Raw genomic sequence first — 18,003 nt, 5'->3', positions numbered from 1 at the left:
GTCAGCCGCCCTGCCCCATCATCGAGGCAAATTTGGTCGAGCTGCCAGCTGTCAGCAGCGACTTGTGCAGCTGCAGCTTTTCGATTGCCGAGAGCGCATCATTGTATTTTTCCGCAGCCTGACGGCGCAGCGCGCCAAAACCATTCTGTGTCTGGCGGATGGTCTCCTGAAACTCCCGCACGATGTCCCCGAAGGTATCGACGTTCGAGGCCGCGCGGCCCATCTCGGTCAGGGTTTCGTTCATGTAGAGCATGGCAAGCTCAACCGCGACCAGCTCTGACAAGAGCGCAATCTCATCATCGACGAACTGATACTTATAGGCCCGGGCGGTTTTCAGGGTCTCATAGACCGGCGCCGAGGTCAGGCCGATCACGCCGATCATTTCTTCCGTCAGGGCAGTGTCGTCGCGGATCGCGTCCGACATGCCCCGAATTACATTCTCTACCAGCGCGAAATAGGCCTGATCGCGCGAGAGCGTGACATCGGTCCAGACCGGCGCAAGGCACTTGTCGAAATCGTTGCACTTCAGGACCGGAACGGTGCCGCCATCCACAAGCGCCAGCAGCATTTCCGGGGTGAAGGCGCGTGGCGCAATCGTCCGGTGCTGAGGCCCTTCATTGTCATTGGCCGCGCCGGTGGTGATGATCGTGCCGGTCATGGACATGAACAGCTCGCCAATCGTTGGGTTCGAGGCAAGGAAGCCGTTCTTCTTCACCGCGCGCCAGGCATAGTTGATGTCGATCGGCACCTGATCGGCCAGATCGCCGCCGGCTTCGCGCAGGGTTTCGTTTTGCTTGCCTTCCGCCCCGCAGCCATGACGGCGGGCCACCGCGTCAGCAAATTTTCCGTTCATGCCCCCGACTGTCTGACAGATATGCTGGCTGGCGCCGTCCATCTTCGGCCAGAGCGAGCCGACCAGCATCTGGCCGGCCTCGCAGGAGTTGATGTTCATCGCATTCACCTCCTGAAGGAGGTCGCGCAGCTTGGAGACCTGTTCGGCCACGGCCGGCGAGAGGCTTTCAAGCGCCAGCTCGAAGGCGAAGGAGGCGGCGTTCTGCATAATTCCCTCCATCAGGTAGATCATTTCTTCCTTGCTGATGAAGCTGAAGGAGCCGCCGAAGATGTCGATGCCGCCGCAGCCTGCACGCACCGAGGGCAGCTGGATCTGCATCATGGTGGCATTGCGGGGCTTGGTGCGGACATAGAGCGAGCCGAGAGTGACATAGCCGCCCATCTGCCCGTCATAGGCTTGCGGTCGGGTGACATTGATCCCGCCGCCTGTGCGCTCCCAGAAGTTCTTCAGGTCGTCGCCAAGGCTCTGCGAGAAGGCCGGTGCGACACTGCCAAGGGCGAGACTGGCCGAGAGAAGAAGGGCGGATGCTTTTTTCAACATCGGTGAAGCTCCGATCAGGATTTACGGGTGAGAAACAGGCCAACGGCGCCCCAGAGCGCCAGCAGGCCGCACATGAGATAGATCAGGAGAAAGGGCTCCCAAATCGCCATACCCGGGCCCTGAGATTGATAGACCGGGAAGAGATTGGCGATTGCCGTGGCCGAGAAGCCGACGATCCCAAAGCAGAGGAAATTGGAATGGGTGGCTTTCTGATGCAGGAGATTGGCCTGCTGAACGCCGTGCGACATTCCCTGTTCAAAATGCCTGTCGGACTCAAAGTATGGCTCTGCGAGCTTTTCGACTTCGGCCAGCTCGGCCAGAAACTTGCCATGGGTCAGGTCTTCTTGAATGAGCTGGTTCACACGCCCCAGAGCGAGCGCGTGGGCAGCGTTCATAAATCGGTGAACGCGAGCGGTGAGTTCGCTCTCCGAGAGGCCGTGCTGCTTTTCTGTGTACATCGGAAGATCCTCAGTAGCGCTCGCCCACGGGGACTTTGGTGACGACATGAACGCGCTCGAGGATCACATCCTCGGTCAGCAGGCCGGAGCCGATGGGTTCAACAATGCCGGTGCGCGGCTCGATCAGCGCCACGGTCGGACGCGGGCTGTCGGTCAGGCCGTAAGCGCGCAGCTGGCCAGTATCGACAACGGCATTCGGCCATGCGGGCTGGAAGGAACCATCGGCCGAGACAACAATGACCTCGATACCGTGGCTGGCCTGAAGGCGCTGGATCACTTCCAGTTGCGGGGTGCAAAGGCCGCAGATAGCGGGATCTTCGACAATCACCATGAAGCCGAGGTTCGCGGCCGCCTCGATCAGGGAGTTTTCCCGGGCGACACGCATCTGGTCCTGATATACCGCGCCGCCCATCTGGCTGATCGGGAAGCGGGTATTGATGTCGAGGGCCGGTGTCTTGAACAGAACGCGCTGCCACTGATCGGTGAAGGCGGTCGCCATGCCGGTCATGCGCTGCTGCGCTTCCATATAGCTCTGCACATTCTCTTCCGTGGGGTCGAGAATGGCGCGGTATTTCATCTCATCGAGCGCCTTGCGGAACTCTTCGATCTGTTCGGTATAGGTCTTCTCAGCTGCAGGTGGCGGGGCCGGAGGCGCTGGCGGCGGCATAACGGGCTCAGCCAGCGGCTCTTCTTCCGGTTCCACCGGGGGCTTGCAGTAGAAGTTCCAGCCTGCCTTGATGTCGTCATGGCAGTAGCCAAAGGCCGTGCCATCACGCGCTTCCGCAAGGGCTGGCGACAGAAGACTCTGGGGGCAGAGCCCCGCGAATGTAAGCAGGGCTATAGCAGCCGCGTTTTGTGTCCATACCGTCATGCGCAGGACGAGGCCGATCGTTGCCCGCCGTTGCACATGGCATTTAATATGTGTATATAAATTCCATGAGCGATGAACCCGACCTTGAATGGGACGAGCAAAAACGAGCTGATACACTGCGCCAGCGCGGTCTCGATTTTGCCAGCGTGGCTTTGCTCGACTGGGACCGGGCGCTGACAGTTGAAGATCTGCGGCAGGAATATGCAGAACAACGCTATGTAACGCTTGGCCCCATCAATACGCGTCTTTGTGTCATGGCATGGTGTTGGCGCGGCAAAACCATGCGGATCATCAGTTTGCGTAAAGCAAACACACGAGAGGAACGCAGATATGAAGAAGCCATTCATCGAAGCGAATGACGAAGTCGGCGAACTGCCTGATACGTTCTTTGCGAAGGCGACACGGGGGCGTCCCCCTATGCCTGAGGCGGACCGGAAGCAGCGCGTGAATGTGATGCTGGATCCGGATATCGTCGCCAGGCTGAAGGCAGGTGGCAAAGGCTGGCAGACCCGGCTTAATGCGACACTTCGCGAAGCGCTTGGCATGTAAGCCATTTCCCCATCATGCATAGCCAGCCTCCTGCGCCTGCAAGAGGGTCGAGCGGATGCGGTTCAGATAGGCGCGTGGATTGCGGAAACCATCGATCTGCGCGATCACCTGCTGTGTCGGGATATGGACGAAGAGAAGCACCGGCACATTTCCGACAGCGCTGGCGATGGGATGGCCGCGCGCGTCCACAACATCGGCAATCGGGGCAATGGGCAGGCCGTCCTGTGACGCCACCAGAAGCGGCAATTCAGCCGGGCCAGTTGCGGCTTGCAGTGCCGAGGCCGCGCCCTTGCAAAACTCGCACCAGCTGACGCCCACAAGGATCAGGCCGATGGGGCGGTCCCGGAAGCCCTGCGCCTGCGCGGCTCCAATGCCGATCAGTGGCGCAGCGGCGAACCCCGCGACGAAATCGCGTCTTTTCATGCTCAGTCTCCTTGAGAAATCGCTCCGGCGCTCAATTCCAGCCGGTCGCGCAGATAGTCGGTCACCATGTCGGTCGTGGGCACCGCCGCGTCATTCATCATGTCCACGAAGGCTTCCGAGAGGTCGATCTGATCCCAGTCGAGGCTTTCGATCTGATCGAGCGGCAGGCCGATGCAGTTCGGGCTTTTCGCAGACCCCCACCCGCGCCCGGAGAGGCGGCGGATCTCTTTCTGGAAAACCATTCCGAGCTGGCTGTTGAACGTGCAGTAAGAGCGGCGCTTTTGCAGGCAGACGCCGAGAACCTTCCGTGAGCAATAGGTGCCGACATAGACAGCGGCCTTTGCCTGAATGCGGTCCATCAGGGCCAGTTCGCTCTCAGAGCAATCCCCGAGGATCCCGTTTGCCCACCCGCTGTCTCTGCAGCAGTTGATGGTGCTGAGCGCCCCGACCTTGCAGTTGCGCCCCGTCCCCGAGAACAGCGTCACGTTCTGCATGTCCACGGATTTTTCGCTGTCCTTGGCGGCCTCATCGAGAACCGTCAGCCAGGCTGCAGCATTCCCGAAATCGGTGTTCGGCTCATCAACGATACCCTCGCACAGCTCGCCCACGCAGACGTTGAAGGCGGTGCAATGGTCCGGGATATTGATATTGCCGCCGCAGCGATACTGGTATTCCCAATGCTGGCACTCGGTCGGGGTCGTGCCAACGGTCTCGTCGCTTTCCACAAAGCTCAGGCAGGTCTGGCCGATCACTTCGCAGGAAGCGTCCTGCTGGAACGGGCCGCAATCGGTGTAGCTGTCCATGCCTTCTGCAAGACAGGTGAAGCTCTGGCTATATTGCCAGCAGTCGCGCGAGACCGGGAAGCCCATCACCGTGCGGACTTCCTGACCCACTGCACAGACGGATTCGCCGGCGATGCAGCCTTTTTCCGCAGGCGAGGGATCACAGGAGTTCACAAGCCGGTCTTCGATCCGCTCGATACGGGAGTCGATCAGCGCGGCCGGCGCGTGGTTCGTCAGATCGTTGAAACAGCTGTAGGTCGAGCGATCCAGCTCGCAGCCGTTCGGCCCGGTGGTCAGGCAGGTCTGCTCTGTGCGCTCGCAGGAGGCGTTCGCAGCCAGGGAGGCGCATTGGTCATTGGTCTGGCAGCTGTAATCACGCTCAAACTCGCGGCAGATGCCCTGACCAGGACATGTGCGGTAAACGCCCCCGATCCATTGTGCGTGCCCGTCACCCCGGAAATAAGTGCATCCGTCCGCCGCGAGGTATTCAGGGGCTTCCAGATCAACTAACTCCTCTCCGACCGTGGCGACATTGACCCCCTGGAACCAGATGATCAGGAAGATTCCGTCGTTGAACCAAGTCGATTGCTCTGCTGGCACGGCGTTGAACAATTCTCCGATCGCTGGCTCGCGGATGAGAGCATTTTCCCAGGCCACGCACCGCTCTTCGAGGAAGGTGCACTGGCTTTCCGGGTTACCCTCGGGAAGATCTTCGACGGCACAGGTGCCGTCCTGGCCCGGTGTGCATCTGACGGTAATGTCGTCGGTGGTCAGGTCGCAGCGCCAGGTGTCGCGGCGGTCCACTTCAACGATCCGGTCGATGGTGCAGGTTTCTTCGCGGATGTTGGAATGCACGTCACAAAAACGCTCGAACGGCTCCAGCACGTTGAAATCCGTGAAGTTGCAGGCCGGGTCAGCATTGGTTGTGCTGGTGAAATACCGCCCGGCAATATCTTCGGCGCTGATAGTAGCCTGATCGGCCACCGTGACGCCGATATGATCTGTGCTGAGATCATAGGACGGGCGCAGGGTGATGCTGTCCATAGACCCCTGATAGGCCCGTGCGGCATCGCTGCTGCCAGAGATGACCTCATTCACCCTCGATTCAATATTGCCGTTGTTGATCGAGGTTTCCGGGGTGTTGCTGCCCTCATAGGGGGTCACATTTTCTGTGACGGACTCCATGCTGAAGACCGGCGACCCAGACCCGAGCGCGGCAGCGCCGCCGGCAGCTTTGGCACGCGCAGTCGGGTCAAAATCCGCCTCCTGCGCGAAGGCCGGTTGCGCAATACCGATCAGCGCGGTGGTGATGATGAGGGCGCGGCGCATCATTGCTTCGCCTCGATCATCGCGCGCGCGACATGCGAGGCATCGCCGTTCCCGGCCGCGATGAGTTTCAGGGCCGTATCGAGCGGGATGTTTCCGGCCAGACGGTCATGGATCGGCGGCAAATCCCCTTCGCAGGCCGGGGTGTCGCATACCCCAAGCTCTTCGCCCAGAACCACGAGAACAGGCACAGCCTGAATGTCGAAGCGGCGGAACAGGGTCGGGTCGATGGCGAAGGCCTCACCCACTTCATCGAGGCCGAACACCTCTTCCAGCTTCTCGCGCGTGTCATAGACCGAATTGTTGACGAAGCCCCGGAACACGATGGTTGCGCCATGTGCGGTTGCCTCCTGCATCATCTGGCGCAGAGACTCTGGTGGCATCGAGAAGCTGGCAAAGAGGATCGCCTGAGTTGCGGCATATTTTTCGCCGTTCTCCGTGTCCGCGCCTTCTTCCGCTGCCACGCCAAGGAGCCGCTTCACGCGCGGATCGCTCAGGGCGCGGGTGCGAATGCCCTCCAGATCGGTGATTTCCACACCTTCTTGCGGCTGCTGGATCGTCAGCTGTTCCGCCAGCGCATCGCCGCGCCGCTCCGCATCGCGCACGATGTCAACCAGAGGGGCCGAGATCGCTCCGGTCGCCCCCGGTGCGAATTGCACCGGGGGCTCATCCTCAGCCCATGCAGGGATTGCGGCCGGACCGAAGGCACATGCTGCAGCGCCCATCCCCCGGATCAGAGCGCGCAGCAGTTTCGTTTCCGCCACATGAGCCATCCGAAGCTCTCCCCTTTATATGGAAATTCCCGCATTGAATCGGTGAACTGCGTCGAGGCGCCGAGCGGGCCGCAGGCATAGCGGCCGCTGGTCGCGGCGCGCGGGCGCGTCACCTGCAGGCGGTATTGCGATTTCTTGATGATCGGCGAGACATTCGGTGTGCAAAGCGCCGAACTGCTGGACGAGGTGGTGCGGGCAAGACCAAGCCGGTGCTGGCGCGCGATCATTTTCGCAGTCACGGTCTGCGAAGCCTGAATGCCCCCGTAATGGGCATTGCTGTCCCCGGTGATCGGATACATTCCGCCCTGACACCCATTGCACCAGAACAGGCTGTCTACCGGCAGCCGGCCACTGGAGGCCGCCACGCAATCCGTAGCGCAGGCGGCCTGTGCGACCGGGTTGGCGAAGAGGATCGCTTCCGGGTTGACGATGGTGTTCAGCTCCGGGTCCTGCCAGAGCGGATCAAACTCGCTGATATAGGCGATGTCGAAGGTGGTGTTCTCAAGGCAGAGGCCATCGACCACCGTCCCGAGCCAGCTGATCAGCGGATAGTAATAGTAGTGGACCTGCCACTTGCTGCCGGTCTGATCCCCGTCAGAGCTGCTGACCGAGGATTTTCCGATGGAGAAGAGGCCAAGATCGGCCTTGAAGCCCATATTGACGAAGCAGCCCGCCTCATTTGCCACATCTGTCAGCCGTGCCGGTTCCCAAAGACCAATCGCCAGCCCGATCCGGGGCGGCACGCCCGGACAGATGCAGACCGGCAAAGTCGGGTTGGAGGTGTCGGGCCGGTTGTTGAGAACGCGGATCGCGCCAATCGAGATCGGGAAGATGCAGTCCCAACAGACTTCCGTGATCGGATTGAGGAAGCGGGCATTGCATTTGGCCCAGACTTCCGAGGCAATCACCGTGAAGCTGAGGACCAGTGACAGGCTCATGCAAAATCGTCTCATTGCGCGCCCTCCCTGACCGGAATTTCTTCAATCAGCAGGATTTCCCCTGCCCGGGTTATCACCGTGGGCAGGCGCTCGATCTCAAACCGTCCGACGATCACTCCGTCCTGGTCGAACCAGAAGCGCCGCCCGTGCTTACGCATCAGATCGAGCGGTGCGCCCTTCGCGATCACCATCAGCGTGTCCAGCTCGTCACCCTCTTCGAGCGCGAAGGCCACCTGATCCTCAGCATCGCCGTCGATCACCACGATGCGCTTGTCATAGGCCGAGTAATCCAGCGGATTGATCCGTGACCCGGCTTTCATGAAAACCGTACCATTCTGATCGGCCAGATCGCGTTCCACCGTGATTGCGGGATCAAAGTAGAAAGCGCGGTATTCCTCGGCCGGGGGCAGCAGGTTCGCGACCGTTGGCCGTTCGAGATATTCGCGGGTGCGGTCCTGCATATCGCGCTCCATCTGCGCGAGGCCGCCATTCTCTTCCATCACCCGGAACCGCGACAGGATCTCCTCAAGGAAGTCCGGCTCTGTGACCGGGAACACCGTGCCATAGGCCCCGAAGTTTTTCGCGATCACCGGAGACTGGCCTGCAGTATATGAAGCTGCCGCCAGTCCCAGGATGATCACTGACCGCGCGCATCTGCCCATTGCTTCAGCTCCGTCCAGTGAGGGATAAGATTGGTGCCGAAGCCGGTCGCGAGGATCCGCTCTTCGGAAAAAAGCCCGATGGTCACATAGCGGCTGTCGAGGGAATCCGCGGAGGTGCCGAAGGCGGCATAGAAGCCGTCCGGGATCACGCCCTCTGCCAAAGGCGGCGCGAAGGGCTGGCCGTTCTTCATCGCCAGCGGGAAGCATTCGGCCGCGATACAGACCTGATCGCCCCGATGTTCGATCAGGTCACCGGGAATGCCGACAATACGCTTGGTAAAATAGAGACCTTCGAACTGGCTGGCATAGGCCTCGGGCGGCTCCGCCGCGATCACCATGCCGCGCCATTTGGCCTGCGGCCAGGTCCACATCACATAGGCATGGTCCGGCATCGACCCTGAGGCATTGAGATTGATGCGCAGCGCGTTCAGGCCCCAGAAGCTGGCCGCTGCAAAGAGCGTGCCCCCGATCATGAAGCTCCAGCGCACAACAGTGCGGATCGTCATGGTGCGCCCCCGCTGGCAGAGATCGCCTTCATGGCCTGACTTGCCACCAGATCGGTAATGTCGGGCGCACCGGCGAGGACTGCGGCGCCATTGACCACGATCACCGCATTCTTCGCAGCAAAATCATCAATCGCGGCTTCGAGCTGCGCCTGATACTTCAGCGCCTCAACCTCATAATCCGCATCCGGCATGTTGCGCCCGCCTGACTGGATGAAGCGCAGAACCGCCTCGCTGGCGTCGATGGTGACAATCCCGGTGGGAAGGCCCACGGGCTGCGTCATGATCACGATGCCAAGGGTGGCACTGATGCTGATCAGCGCCGTCATGGTGTGACCGATCAACTGGTCCAGTTTCATCGGGACTTTCCTTCCATGATCCTCAGAAGTGGTCCTCTCGCCGCGTTTTGCGGCACATAGCCAAACTTTGAGAGGTAGTTGCGCCGCACCCGGCACCAGACCTGATAGGGGTAATGCGCCCGGCGGATGAACGGATAAGCCGCATCCACCGCCAGGATCCGCTGTTGTAGTGTGGCGTCAGGCGGCAGGCCCTGATCAACGGCATTGATGGTGGCCCGGGCGCGCTCCGCCCAAGTGCCCTCCACTTGCGCCGTCTGGCCGGGCCGCTTGAGAGCGTCCCGGCTGATCACTCCACGCCACCTTCCTGCACAAGAATCTGGATCGCCTCGGCAGTGCTGTAGCCCTGCTCTTTCAGGCGGTTGATTTTCTCAACCGTCGAGCCTTTCGAGGAATAGACCGCGAGGCTGTAGGGATCGAGCAGCAGGCGGCCGAAGAACCAGCCATTCGGTCCCTTGACCCCCATTTCGGAGAAGTTGCCCTTCACTGATTGCAGCGATTTCAGCTGGCCCGCGATATGGGGAGAGACCGAGAGCCGGTTGTCCGCCACCAGCCGGTCAATCGTCTCGGGCTTTTGCGCGAGGAACACCGTCCAGTCGCTGTTCTGCAGACAGACAGTGGCCGCGACATTCTGGTAATAGTCGTCAATCGACTGTGTGCCGGTGATCAGCGCGCCGGTGTATTTCCTGGCGCGGCGCACCACACCCTCGATGAACTTCGCCGTGGCATGGGACTGCAGCAGATCCCAGGCTTCGTCGATCAGGATCGCCACCGGGATCGCCCGGCTCGTTTTGAACATCAGCTCCGTGCCGAGGAACATGATGATCTGCAAAACCACATCCTGCAGAACCCTCTGACCCTTGATGTCCGAAAGTTCGAAAACCGTAAAATCGCTGTCGAGGCGGAGATTGGCAGGCCCCGAGAAATACGAGCCATAGGGGCCGTGCTTCGCGAAAGCCTCCAGCTTCACGACCACATCGGCCAGTCGCTGGTCCTCTTTGGAAACCGCACTCAGCCGCTCCCAGACATCCGTAACCTCGCCCTCTGCCCCTTTCTCATCCCAGACTTCGGCCACGATCCGGCTGATGAACCCCTCTTCGAGGTCTTCGACCCGGCTCTGCTTGCCGTCACCGAGCGCGGCCATCGACGCGATGATCCGGGTCACCAGCTCGACCGCCTCGCTGCGGTATTCGTCGCTCTTCATGTCTTCGACCGAGAGCATCGAGAACGGGTTGAGCCGGATTTTCCGTGAGCCATCGAAAACCACGAAGCTGCCGCCCAGAATATCGACAGTGGTTTTGAAGCTGTAGCCATCGTCGATCACCACGACCTTGCCGCCTGCGGCATAGATCGAGGTGACCAGCTCCTGCATGAACACTGACTTCCCGGCCCCGGACTTGCCGACGACCGAAACGTTATAGTTGCCCTCGGACTGGAAATTGTCCCAGTCCATGATCTGGCCTTGTCGGCCAAGGAGCAGCACGCCCCGGCCCGTGCCCGATCCGGTCCATTCGCCATGCACCGGCGCCAGCGCCGCCGCCGCTTCGGCTTTGAGGATTTTCATGCGCTGGAGCTTCTTCAGATCCTCCATGCGCTTGCCGTGGACCGTGAAGGGCAGCGCCGAGAGGAAGATCGGCAGCTGGACGAAGGTATCGTTTTCCAGCACCAGACCAGCATAACGGTAGATCTTCGCCATATCGGCCAGGGCGTGACGGGCTTCCTCGGTGCCGCCGAGCGCATAGGCCGAGACCACGAAGGTGGTATCCAGCAGCTTTTCGCCAAGCTCTACCGCATCATTCAGCCCGTCGAACTCGGCCATTTTCTCGGTCAGATTGCCCGCGAATTTCGCAAATTGCGTAGAGGCCGTGTGCTGAAGACCGGCGCGCTTTTTCATCAGGAAGCCGGTGGCATCAGCTTTCGAGCGCACCCGCATGGTGAAGCTGGCAAGTACCGGACCGGAAGGCCGCTCCGATATCCGCTCCGGCACCCCGTTCAGGAGCATCCCAAGCACGAACTGCCATTGCTTCGGGTAGCGGCGCACCGAGGCACTGGCGACCGCTATGGCAGGCTCCCCCATCAGCCCGATCCCTGAGCGGCGCACCTGAAGGCCCGCGCCGGGAAGCTGATGGTTCAGCGCCTCTTCCTCACTGTATTCCAGCTGCGACAGGCCGGTGATCCCCCGGCAATGGAGAATTTCGCCTAAGAGTTTCAGGAACTCGGCCGGTCCGATATGGCGCACATGGCTCTCGCCGCCAAAGACGCTGTAGAGCGCGCGGCGGAAGTTGCGCAGGTCTTTCTGTTTGCCCAGATCGGCATCGCCATCGAGCCAGCAGGCGACAAACACCCGGCGATGATGCGGCAGCGCCTTGACCACCTTGTCATTGCCATAGCGGGAAGACCGCAAGTGCTTCAGCCGGTTCTCCGCCATTTCGCGCACGAGCTCGTCGCCCGAGAAGCGGTGCCGCGCCCATGCGATCAGCTGCGCGTCGATGTCCGGCGAGGTCCAGTTGATGAACTGAACCGTGGCAGTGTTCGGCGCATTCGAATTGATCACCGACTGCAGGTTGCCCGCGACCTCATCCGAGCCAACCACCGGATTGACCTCGATGATAAAGCCGGTGGAGTTTTCGTTATAGTAAAGCTCGCTTTCCGGGTCATAGACCCGGTAGGGCAGCAGCTCTGCCACCACATTATTTGCCAGCGCTTCCGGCTCATCTTCCGTCCAGTCGGGATCGTCGAAGAGGCCTTTCATGAACGAGGTGAACGCGTTCATTACGGCCTCCCCGATGCCCAACGGGGCTCCTGGACCACGAAGTGAACGAAGGTTGCCTCATGCAGCAGCCCCTCAGCATCCTGATGCGGCGCGACCCAGAGCGTGCCCACCTGTTCCGGCACTCGATACTGATTGGCCGCATAGGCCATGCCGCCATCCGGCATCGCGTTGAGCGGAGCCCCGGACGCGCTGCCCGCTTTGCCGCTGCCGATCCCGAGCGGGGTCTGCGACATTTCCTTGCCAAGCGTATCGGAGAACCGCTCCTGCACCGGGCTGACCTGCGTCCCGCCGCCGCCGGTATCCGCACTGGAAATCGTCGAACAGGGTGAACCGCCGCTGACCACCGGGCAAAGGAAGTCTTTTTCCGTGGTGCTGCCGCCGCACCCGGCAAGCAGCATAGAGAGGGTGAACAGGGCGCTGACCGCCCCCTTTTGGGTTGCGGTCGTCATTTGAGTGACACCCCTTCCATGAATACAACTTCGACATCGGTCCCGGCATAGAGCGAGACCACCGGCTGATATTGCTCAGCGCGCTTGATGTAATACTCAGCCAGACGGTCAGCGGCATTGCCTGCCGCGCCGCCGACCATGCCCGCGCCAGCCCCACTCAGAACCGATCCAACGGTTTCTGCTCCATCATTCGAGCCTGCGATAGACGCCGCCGACGACACCGCATCCGCAAAGCCGCCAAGCGCGCCTGCCAGCGCAGCCTTCCCCGCGAGATTGCCTTCACGGCTGACCACATGACCGCGCACTCCGGCCTTGCCCGATCCGGCCAGAAGGCCCGCAACCGGCGTCTCAATGACCTGATTGCCCTTGCCGATGCAGGTCAGCGTGGTCAGGCGCACATAGACCCGCTCTGAAGAAAGATCCCCCATGGCCGAGCCAAGCACCGTACAGCCGGTGATATTGATCCGCCGCCCTGCACCAGATCCGCCCGCCGCCGTAACAGCCGGGCCGGTCACCCGAACCAGCACGGGCACCGGATTATCGCGGCTGACCACACCCGTTGATGCATCGACCCCGCTGATCACCACAGCCGAGGCATAGCTGCCCGCCGGGATGTAAGAGCGCAGATCGCGCACATTGGACGAGCTTTCCTCGATCACTTCCGCTGGCGGCTCCGGCAGCGGCTGGAGATTGAAGTCCACGCTGAACCCGGTGCCGAACGAATTGACGGCCGGACCGCCAGCGCCCGCTGCGGCACCTGCAGGCCGACCCGGCGCCGGCGACTTGCCCCCTGCCCCGGCGATAAATTCCTGCCCGTAATTTTCGCCATTCTGGCCGACAACCGCGCCGGGCGGGATCGCCTGCCCTGTCCCTGCGCCGCCTTCGCGCATGGCGTTGATTTCTGCCTGTTGCGCGATGATCGCGCTGTCATATTCAGAGCGGATCTCTTCGATCTCTTTTTTCTGGTTCTCGGTCAGGGTTTTGACCGCTTCCGTCAGCTCCGTGACCGTTGTGCTGAGGCGGGAGATTTCTTCCCGGCTCTGGCGCACCCATGTGATTTCCGGGCTGGCCTGAGAGGTCCGGTCCGCGATGATTGTCTCATCAACAGTGTTGGGACCGCCCGTGCCCTGGAACGCCGCCTGCCGCGAGTTCATCACCTGACCGAGAACGATGATGATCAGAAGCAGGACGCCCCCAATGACGCCGAAGATCATCCATTGCTGTTTTTTCCGGGCCTCGCTCATCAGCGTTTCTCCACGACAATGACCCAGGCTCGTTCGTTCGGACCCAGACTGTTGCGCTGCACCCAGACCGCCAGCACCTTCGACCCGTAGAAATCCTGCGGGCGGACATAGCGGCCCGTCTTGCCACCAGCTGCGACCAGAACCCGTGCCCGCATGCCACTGGCGCTTTCGGTGGCGACAGAGCTGCCATGCGACCGCGAAGGCGGGGCCCTGCCCGCGATATGTTTGTCAATCGCGGCACGGGTGAAAGCGACGAGGCTGGAGGAATACCCCCCGCCACCTTCACCAACTGCCAGTTCAAAGGCAGGTGCTGCGCCACCGGCCGAGCTGCGTGGTGCGGCGACACCCGGACTGTCGGGCACGCCATTGATGGTGATCACCACAGATTCCGCACCAAGGCCCTGCCGGGGCGTCAGCTCATAGCTGATCGTTGCCCCTTTCTCGGTCAGGATATAGCCCGTCTCGGGAGTGAGTTTGTCCTGCGCCCCCGCATAGCGCAGGAACACATCGCCCGTGGTCTCATCGTTCATTTCCTGAAACTGAGACTGGTCCTTGATGATCCGCCGCACCCGATCCTCGGCAATGCTGATCCGGGTCACTTCCGTGGGCGAGGCCGCGATTTTGACCGTGCCATTCTGACGGGCGGTCAGCTTCTGCTCGGACAATGCCGGAAGCGCAAGGCCCACGGTCACGAGCGCCGCGAGGGCAAAGCGCATCATTCCTTGATCTCCTGAAGTTCCATGCGGGAAAGCCGGATCGACGAGCCTTCTTCCACGAAGGTCAGCAGGATCCGGCGGCGCGTGTTGCTGACCTCGGTCGTGTCCAGATAGGTCGCGAGAGTGCCCTCAACCGTGATCTGAAGCCGTGCGAGGTTGTGCTCGATCTTTTCGGGGCGGAAGACCGTACTGATCCGGCGCAGGCGGATGTCTTCGGCAATGTCGTCGTAGGAATCGAGCAGCCGTGCCCGGTCCTGTGCCGCCGCAATCCGTTCGATCACATCGCGCCCGTAACGGATGGTGCCGGGGCTGACCGTATACATCGCATAGACCGCATCGAGGCTCAGCGCTTCGATGTAACGAATATCGGCCCCGCCACGCGCCACCATACCGTCACTGACCTTTGAGGGGATCAGCACGACCTGCGTGTTCTCCTGACTGATGCGGTAGCTCAGCAGAAGGTTGGCCGTGATCGAGACCGCAAGCACGACAGCAAGGCCATTCCTCGCCCGTTGCGCGGCTTTCATTTTCCGCGACAGACTATCAAAATTCATGGGCTTAGCCCCTCCACATGGTGACGGAGCTATCCGGCCAGGACTTGATCGGGCTGATTTCTCGGGGGAGATACCAGTAAAGAAGGGCGAGCATGCGCTCTAGCCCTCCATCGCCCTTCAGGCGTTTCCAGACGATATAGCTGACGATACCGAGAATAATGCCAGGCACGGCGGCCTGCAGGCCAACGCCAACCCCGGCGGGCGCAAGGAGGGCCAGACCCTCATCAATCGGGAAAAGCAGGATGCGCGACTGTTCCTGCAAACGCTGTTCGATACGAACAACCTTCTCCTGCATCTGACCCTCCAGCGCAGACAGATGAAAATGGAAAAGCCGCACGGGTGATGCCGTGCGGCTGGAGGATCAGAGCGCTGCGGCTTCGATCTGGATTGCGGTCGGAGCCGCTTCGACCATGTCGATGGTCGCGGTGACGCCACCGATGGAGCTGACGATCGACACGCCGTAGCCAAGGAACAGCGACACGGCGACAGCGGTGATCACATAGGTCCAGCGGCCGGTCGCCATCAGGGTCACGGCAGCGATGATGATCGAAACGATCAGGACGAGATAACCACCGGCGCCGGTCAGCAGAGTGGTCAGGGTAGTCGTGATCCCGGAGAAGCCGGCTTCTACACCGGTTGAAGATCCCGCCGCCATTGCGGCAGCAGGAAACAGGGCGGCCGAAGCGGCCACCAGAAAACGGGAGAGTTTCATGGAGTTACCTCAAAATGGTAATGCATGCGAATCATAAGTCGCATGTGCACGATAATCATCTATATCCACGATACAATATCAAATCATACTAAAAGACTCGGAAACTTCAGGCCGCAACGAAAACGCCCGGCAGAGGACTGCCGGGCGTGTCATGAGCTGATTTAGCGTCAGTGCCTGGGCTTCAGTTGGCCGAAGCAGAATCTCCGATAGTGGCTGAGTTTCGGGCAACATGCAGAGCGAGGAGCTCTGCTTCTGACTCCACCTGACCCTCCAGGGGCACCTTCACCTCACGGGCAGGCAGACGCTCTAACAGTTTGAAAACACCCGCAATCGTCTTCAAAAACTTTATCGTTGCCTCATTGCTGTTCATGACCAGCATTCCCCCGCCGCCAGACTTCGACAGCATGATGTACCAGCCCTCCACTGCCTTGGACCCCTTGGGCCCTCTGGCAATAAGCTCAACCTGGCCGCCGGCCTCGATCTCTGCAGCCATGCCCCGTTCGAAAACAAAAAGCGGCGTTACCGACTTCTCGCGCATTTGCCCACCCTGCTGGAAGCAATCTCTGACACGAGGTCTGCGCAGCGGAGCAACAGGCATTCGGCCAGATCTTTGCCATTGATAGGTGCATCATCCAGAATCTGGGAGGAATATGCAAGTGTGGGTGCCATCGTGCTAAGAAGTGCATATCATGGTGATAGCAGAGGTTCTGCTCGGCTGGGCCTGCCGGTGCAATTTGTATTGCTTTGGTCATCATGTGACTTCGCTCATCAACGAGTCGCGTTGCACGCTCGAAATGTAAGTCACCGCCTGGCGGCCGCGCACCGGCAGCTTTATCGAAGAAAGCCCAAGATCAGTGATAAGGCGTAAGAGATCCTCCTCGGATCTGAAACACGTCGGCTCGTCAGTGCGAGACGACAAAACGCACAGACTGCCATTGTCTTTAAACGATAAAATCGTCAGTGGACGCTCTTTGCCAAGCCGCTGCTTCCTAACAATGACGACGCGGCTACGAACAAGATGCTGAACGAACTCAGCTCTGCAAACGGGTGCAGGAATCATAAGACCTCTCTCATGCTTTTCTGGTTCGGGGAGCAGGAAAGCCACATCTGAAATATGTGGTGATACCGGTGGCAGGCAATACTGACCGGAGTTCCGCAACCCCTGCCTTGCATCTTGTTGAAACCACCGCGTATCGGCGAGTAAGAATCACATTGCTAGGTGAGAGATATATGATGGGGTCAGGGCATCACTTGCAAGCACAACCATAGCGTTAATACGATTTACACTCCCTGTAGTGTCGCGTCTTCGCCTTCGTGAACTTTCGCTCTGCTTCTTGCTCTGCCAATCTCGCCTGACCATTCGGATGGGGTCGAAATTTCTGGCAACTCAATTCTCCCTGTTGGCAGAGCTAGTATAAAGCGGCCGGGGCTTTTCCGGCGATCCTGAACAAGGCACGCGCTTAGGTGTTTGATCCCACGGTTTGATGGTGCGATCCTTTCTCTGGAATGGAAGGACGCCCTATGGGACAAATTCGTCATGGCAGCGCCACGACCACGCACGCCGTCAGAGCAGCAATACAGCGATCGCAAGCTTCGCTCGCGCAGTTGAGCCGTGAGCTGGGCATCAATCCCAAGACCGTTGCGAAGTGGCGCAAGCGGGCGACCGTCGAGGATATGAAGACGGGGCCTTCGGAGCCACGATCCACTGTCCTAACCGAGGCGGAAGAAGCAATGGTCGTAGCATTCCGGCGCCATACACTGCTGCCATTGGATGACTGCCTTTACGCCCTGCAGCCAACTATTCCTCATCTGACCCGATCCGCGCTGCACCGCTGCCTGCAGCGCCACGGCATCTCGCGCCTGCCTGATATGGAGGGCGATAAGCCGAAGCGGTCGAAGTTCAAACGCTACCCGATCGGCTTCTTCCACATCGACATCGCTGAGGTGCAGACCGCTGAAGGCAAACTATATTTGTTCGTCGGCATCGACCGCACGAGCAAGTTCGCCGTGACCCAGCTCGTCGACAAGGCCGACAGAAAGACAGCCTGGGAATTCCTTCAGCACATGCTCGAAGCCGTGCCCTACCAGGTTCACACCATTCTCACCGATCGAGCCATTGGAACGCCATTGGTCCGAGAGACAATGGCGAGGGGCATTCAGTTCGCAGAGCAGCCTCGGAACCGGAACACCATCTATTCCCGGCCGATGCGCTTCGACATGATTTGTGAGGCAAACGGGATTGAGCACCGGCTGACCAAGCCCAACCATCCCTGGACCAATGGCCAGGTCGAACGGATGAACCGAACCATCAAGGACGCGACCGTCAAGCGCTTCCATTACGACAGCCATGACCAGCTGCGAGCACATCTGACGGACTTCGTGGCAGCCTACAACTTCGCGCGCAGACTCAAGACCCTCGGCGGCCTCACGCCCTACGAATACATCTGCAAAATCTGGACATCAGAGCCAGATCGATTCATCCTAAATCCGATCCACCAGATACCGGGACTGAACACCTAAG

At 60.4% G+C, this 18,003-nt stretch carries 22 protein-coding genes; 3 read left to right on the top strand and 19 right to left on the bottom strand.

Annotation, left to right across the window (positions count from 1 at the left end; translation table 11 throughout):
- Position 1: 1 nt before the first annotated feature.
- From M3484_RS16375 to M3484_RS16365, 3 genes are read right to left on the bottom strand one after another with little or no spacing between them, the layout of a single operon-like run.
- Complete coding sequence (locus M3484_RS16375; protein ID WP_249498137.1) at positions 2-1,393, bottom strand: conjugal transfer protein TraH; 1,392 nt, start codon at positions 1,391-1,393, stop codon at positions 2-4.
- Between the two features lie 14 nt (positions 1,394-1,407).
- Complete coding sequence (locus M3484_RS16370) at positions 1,408-1,851, bottom strand: hypothetical protein (RefSeq protein ID WP_249498135.1); 444 nt, start codon at positions 1,849-1,851, stop codon at positions 1,408-1,410.
- Positions 1,852-1,861: 10 nt separating this feature from the next.
- A complete protein-coding gene (locus M3484_RS16365) occupies positions 1,862-2,758 on the bottom strand; it encodes a conjugal transfer protein TraF (protein ID WP_249498133.1) in 897 nt (298 codons plus the stop codon).
- 29 nt (positions 2,759-2,787) lie between these two features.
- Here M3484_RS16365 and M3484_RS16360 point away from each other — a divergent pair, with 29 nt between their 5' ends.
- Positions 2,788-3,081 carry a BrnT family toxin gene (locus M3484_RS16360; RefSeq protein WP_249498123.1) on the top strand — a complete coding sequence of 98 codons (294 nt, stop codon included), beginning with the start codon at positions 2,788-2,790 and terminating at the stop codon, positions 3,079-3,081.
- On the top strand, positions 3,053-3,271 hold the full coding sequence (locus M3484_RS16355; protein ID WP_249498122.1) for a BrnA antitoxin family protein: 219 nt from the start codon (positions 3,053-3,055) through the stop codon (positions 3,269-3,271). Before M3484_RS16360 ends, M3484_RS16355 begins: the two co-directional genes overlap by 29 nt.
- Before the next feature lie 12 nt (positions 3,272-3,283).
- On the opposite strand, the gene M3484_RS16350 is transcribed toward M3484_RS16355, so the two are convergent.
- The 16 genes from M3484_RS16350 to M3484_RS16275 form a co-directional block, all read right to left on the bottom strand.
- On the bottom strand, positions 3,284-3,694 hold the full coding sequence (locus tag M3484_RS16350; RefSeq protein ID WP_249498120.1) for a hypothetical protein: 411 nt from the start codon (positions 3,692-3,694) through the stop codon (positions 3,284-3,286).
- Positions 3,695-3,696: 2 nt separating this feature from the next.
- Positions 3,697-5,805, bottom strand: a complete 2,109-nt coding sequence (traN, locus tag M3484_RS16345; protein WP_249498118.1) for a conjugal transfer protein TraN — start codon at positions 5,803-5,805, stop codon at positions 3,697-3,699.
- Positions 5,805-6,461: a type-F conjugative transfer system pilin assembly protein TrbC gene (gene trbC / locus M3484_RS16340; protein ID WP_249498116.1), complete on the bottom strand. Its 657-nt coding sequence runs from the start codon at positions 6,459-6,461 to the stop codon at positions 5,805-5,807. Before trbC ends, traN begins: the two co-directional genes overlap by 1 nt.
- Before the next feature lie 74 nt (positions 6,462-6,535).
- The gene (traU, locus tag M3484_RS16335) at positions 6,536-7,513 is read right to left on the bottom strand and encodes a conjugal transfer pilus assembly protein TraU (protein ID WP_249498107.1); all 978 of its coding nucleotides are present in this window, start codon (positions 7,511-7,513) and stop codon (positions 6,536-6,538) included.
- An 11-nt stretch (positions 7,514-7,524) separates the two neighbouring features.
- Positions 7,525-8,103, bottom strand: coding sequence for a hypothetical protein (locus M3484_RS16330; RefSeq protein WP_249498105.1), 579 nt, complete (start codon positions 8,101-8,103; stop codon positions 7,525-7,527).
- Positions 8,104-8,150: 47 nt separating this feature from the next.
- Positions 8,151-8,681 carry a S26 family signal peptidase gene (locus M3484_RS16325; protein ID WP_249498103.1) on the bottom strand — a complete coding sequence of 177 codons (531 nt, stop codon included), beginning with the start codon at positions 8,679-8,681 and terminating at the stop codon, positions 8,151-8,153.
- On the bottom strand, positions 8,678-9,037 hold the full coding sequence (locus M3484_RS16320) for a TrbI F-type domain-containing protein (RefSeq protein ID WP_249498101.1): 360 nt from the start codon (positions 9,035-9,037) through the stop codon (positions 8,678-8,680). The genes M3484_RS16325 and M3484_RS16320 overlap by 4 nt, the downstream gene beginning before the upstream one ends.
- Positions 9,034-9,327, bottom strand: coding sequence for a hypothetical protein (locus tag M3484_RS16315; protein ID WP_249498086.1), 294 nt, complete (start codon positions 9,325-9,327; stop codon positions 9,034-9,036). The genes M3484_RS16320 and M3484_RS16315 overlap by 4 nt, the downstream gene beginning before the upstream one ends.
- On the bottom strand, positions 9,324-11,807 hold the full coding sequence (locus M3484_RS16310; protein WP_249498073.1) for a TraC family protein: 2,484 nt from the start codon (positions 11,805-11,807) through the stop codon (positions 9,324-9,326). The genes M3484_RS16315 and M3484_RS16310 overlap by 4 nt, the downstream gene beginning before the upstream one ends.
- Positions 11,807-12,256, bottom strand: a complete 450-nt coding sequence (locus M3484_RS16305; protein WP_249498071.1) for a TraV family lipoprotein — start codon at positions 12,254-12,256, stop codon at positions 11,807-11,809. Before M3484_RS16305 ends, M3484_RS16310 begins: the two co-directional genes overlap by 1 nt.
- Entirely contained in the window at positions 12,253-13,500 is a 1,248-nt protein-coding gene (locus M3484_RS16300) for a TraB/VirB10 family protein (RefSeq protein ID WP_249498068.1), read from the bottom strand. Before M3484_RS16300 ends, M3484_RS16305 begins: the two co-directional genes overlap by 4 nt.
- Positions 13,500-14,219 (bottom strand): TraK domain-containing protein, encoded by a 720-nt coding sequence (locus M3484_RS16295; protein ID WP_249498067.1) that lies wholly within the window; start codon positions 14,217-14,219, stop codon positions 13,500-13,502. Before M3484_RS16295 ends, M3484_RS16300 begins: the two co-directional genes overlap by 1 nt.
- Complete coding sequence (locus tag M3484_RS16290) at positions 14,216-14,770, bottom strand: type IV conjugative transfer system protein TraE (RefSeq protein WP_249498065.1); 555 nt, start codon at positions 14,768-14,770, stop codon at positions 14,216-14,218. The genes M3484_RS16295 and M3484_RS16290 overlap by 4 nt, the downstream gene beginning before the upstream one ends.
- 4 nt (positions 14,771-14,774) lie before the next feature.
- Positions 14,775-15,065 carry a type IV conjugative transfer system protein TraL gene (traL, locus tag M3484_RS16285; protein WP_249498063.1) on the bottom strand — a complete coding sequence of 97 codons (291 nt, stop codon included), beginning with the start codon at positions 15,063-15,065 and terminating at the stop codon, positions 14,775-14,777.
- 66 nt (positions 15,066-15,131) lie between these two features.
- Entirely contained in the window at positions 15,132-15,482 is a 351-nt protein-coding gene (locus M3484_RS16280) for a hypothetical protein (protein WP_249498062.1), read from the bottom strand.
- A 181-nt stretch (positions 15,483-15,663) separates the two neighbouring features.
- Positions 15,664-16,020: a hypothetical protein gene (locus tag M3484_RS16275; protein WP_249498060.1), complete on the bottom strand. Its 357-nt coding sequence runs from the start codon at positions 16,018-16,020 to the stop codon at positions 15,664-15,666.
- A gap of 983 nt (positions 16,021-17,003) precedes the next feature.
- Between M3484_RS16275 and M3484_RS16270 the strand changes: the two genes are divergently transcribed.
- A complete protein-coding gene (locus M3484_RS16270; RefSeq protein ID WP_249498058.1) occupies positions 17,004-18,002 on the top strand; it encodes an IS481 family transposase in 999 nt (332 codons plus the stop codon).
- Position 18,003 lies beyond the last annotated feature (1 nt).

It is taken from the genome of Pseudomonas sp. GX19020 (assembly GCF_023371075.1).
Classification (GTDB): Bacteria; Pseudomonadota; Alphaproteobacteria; order Rhodobacterales; family Rhodobacteraceae; genus Pseudogemmobacter.
This window is presented reverse-complemented; position numbering and strand designations above follow the sequence as displayed.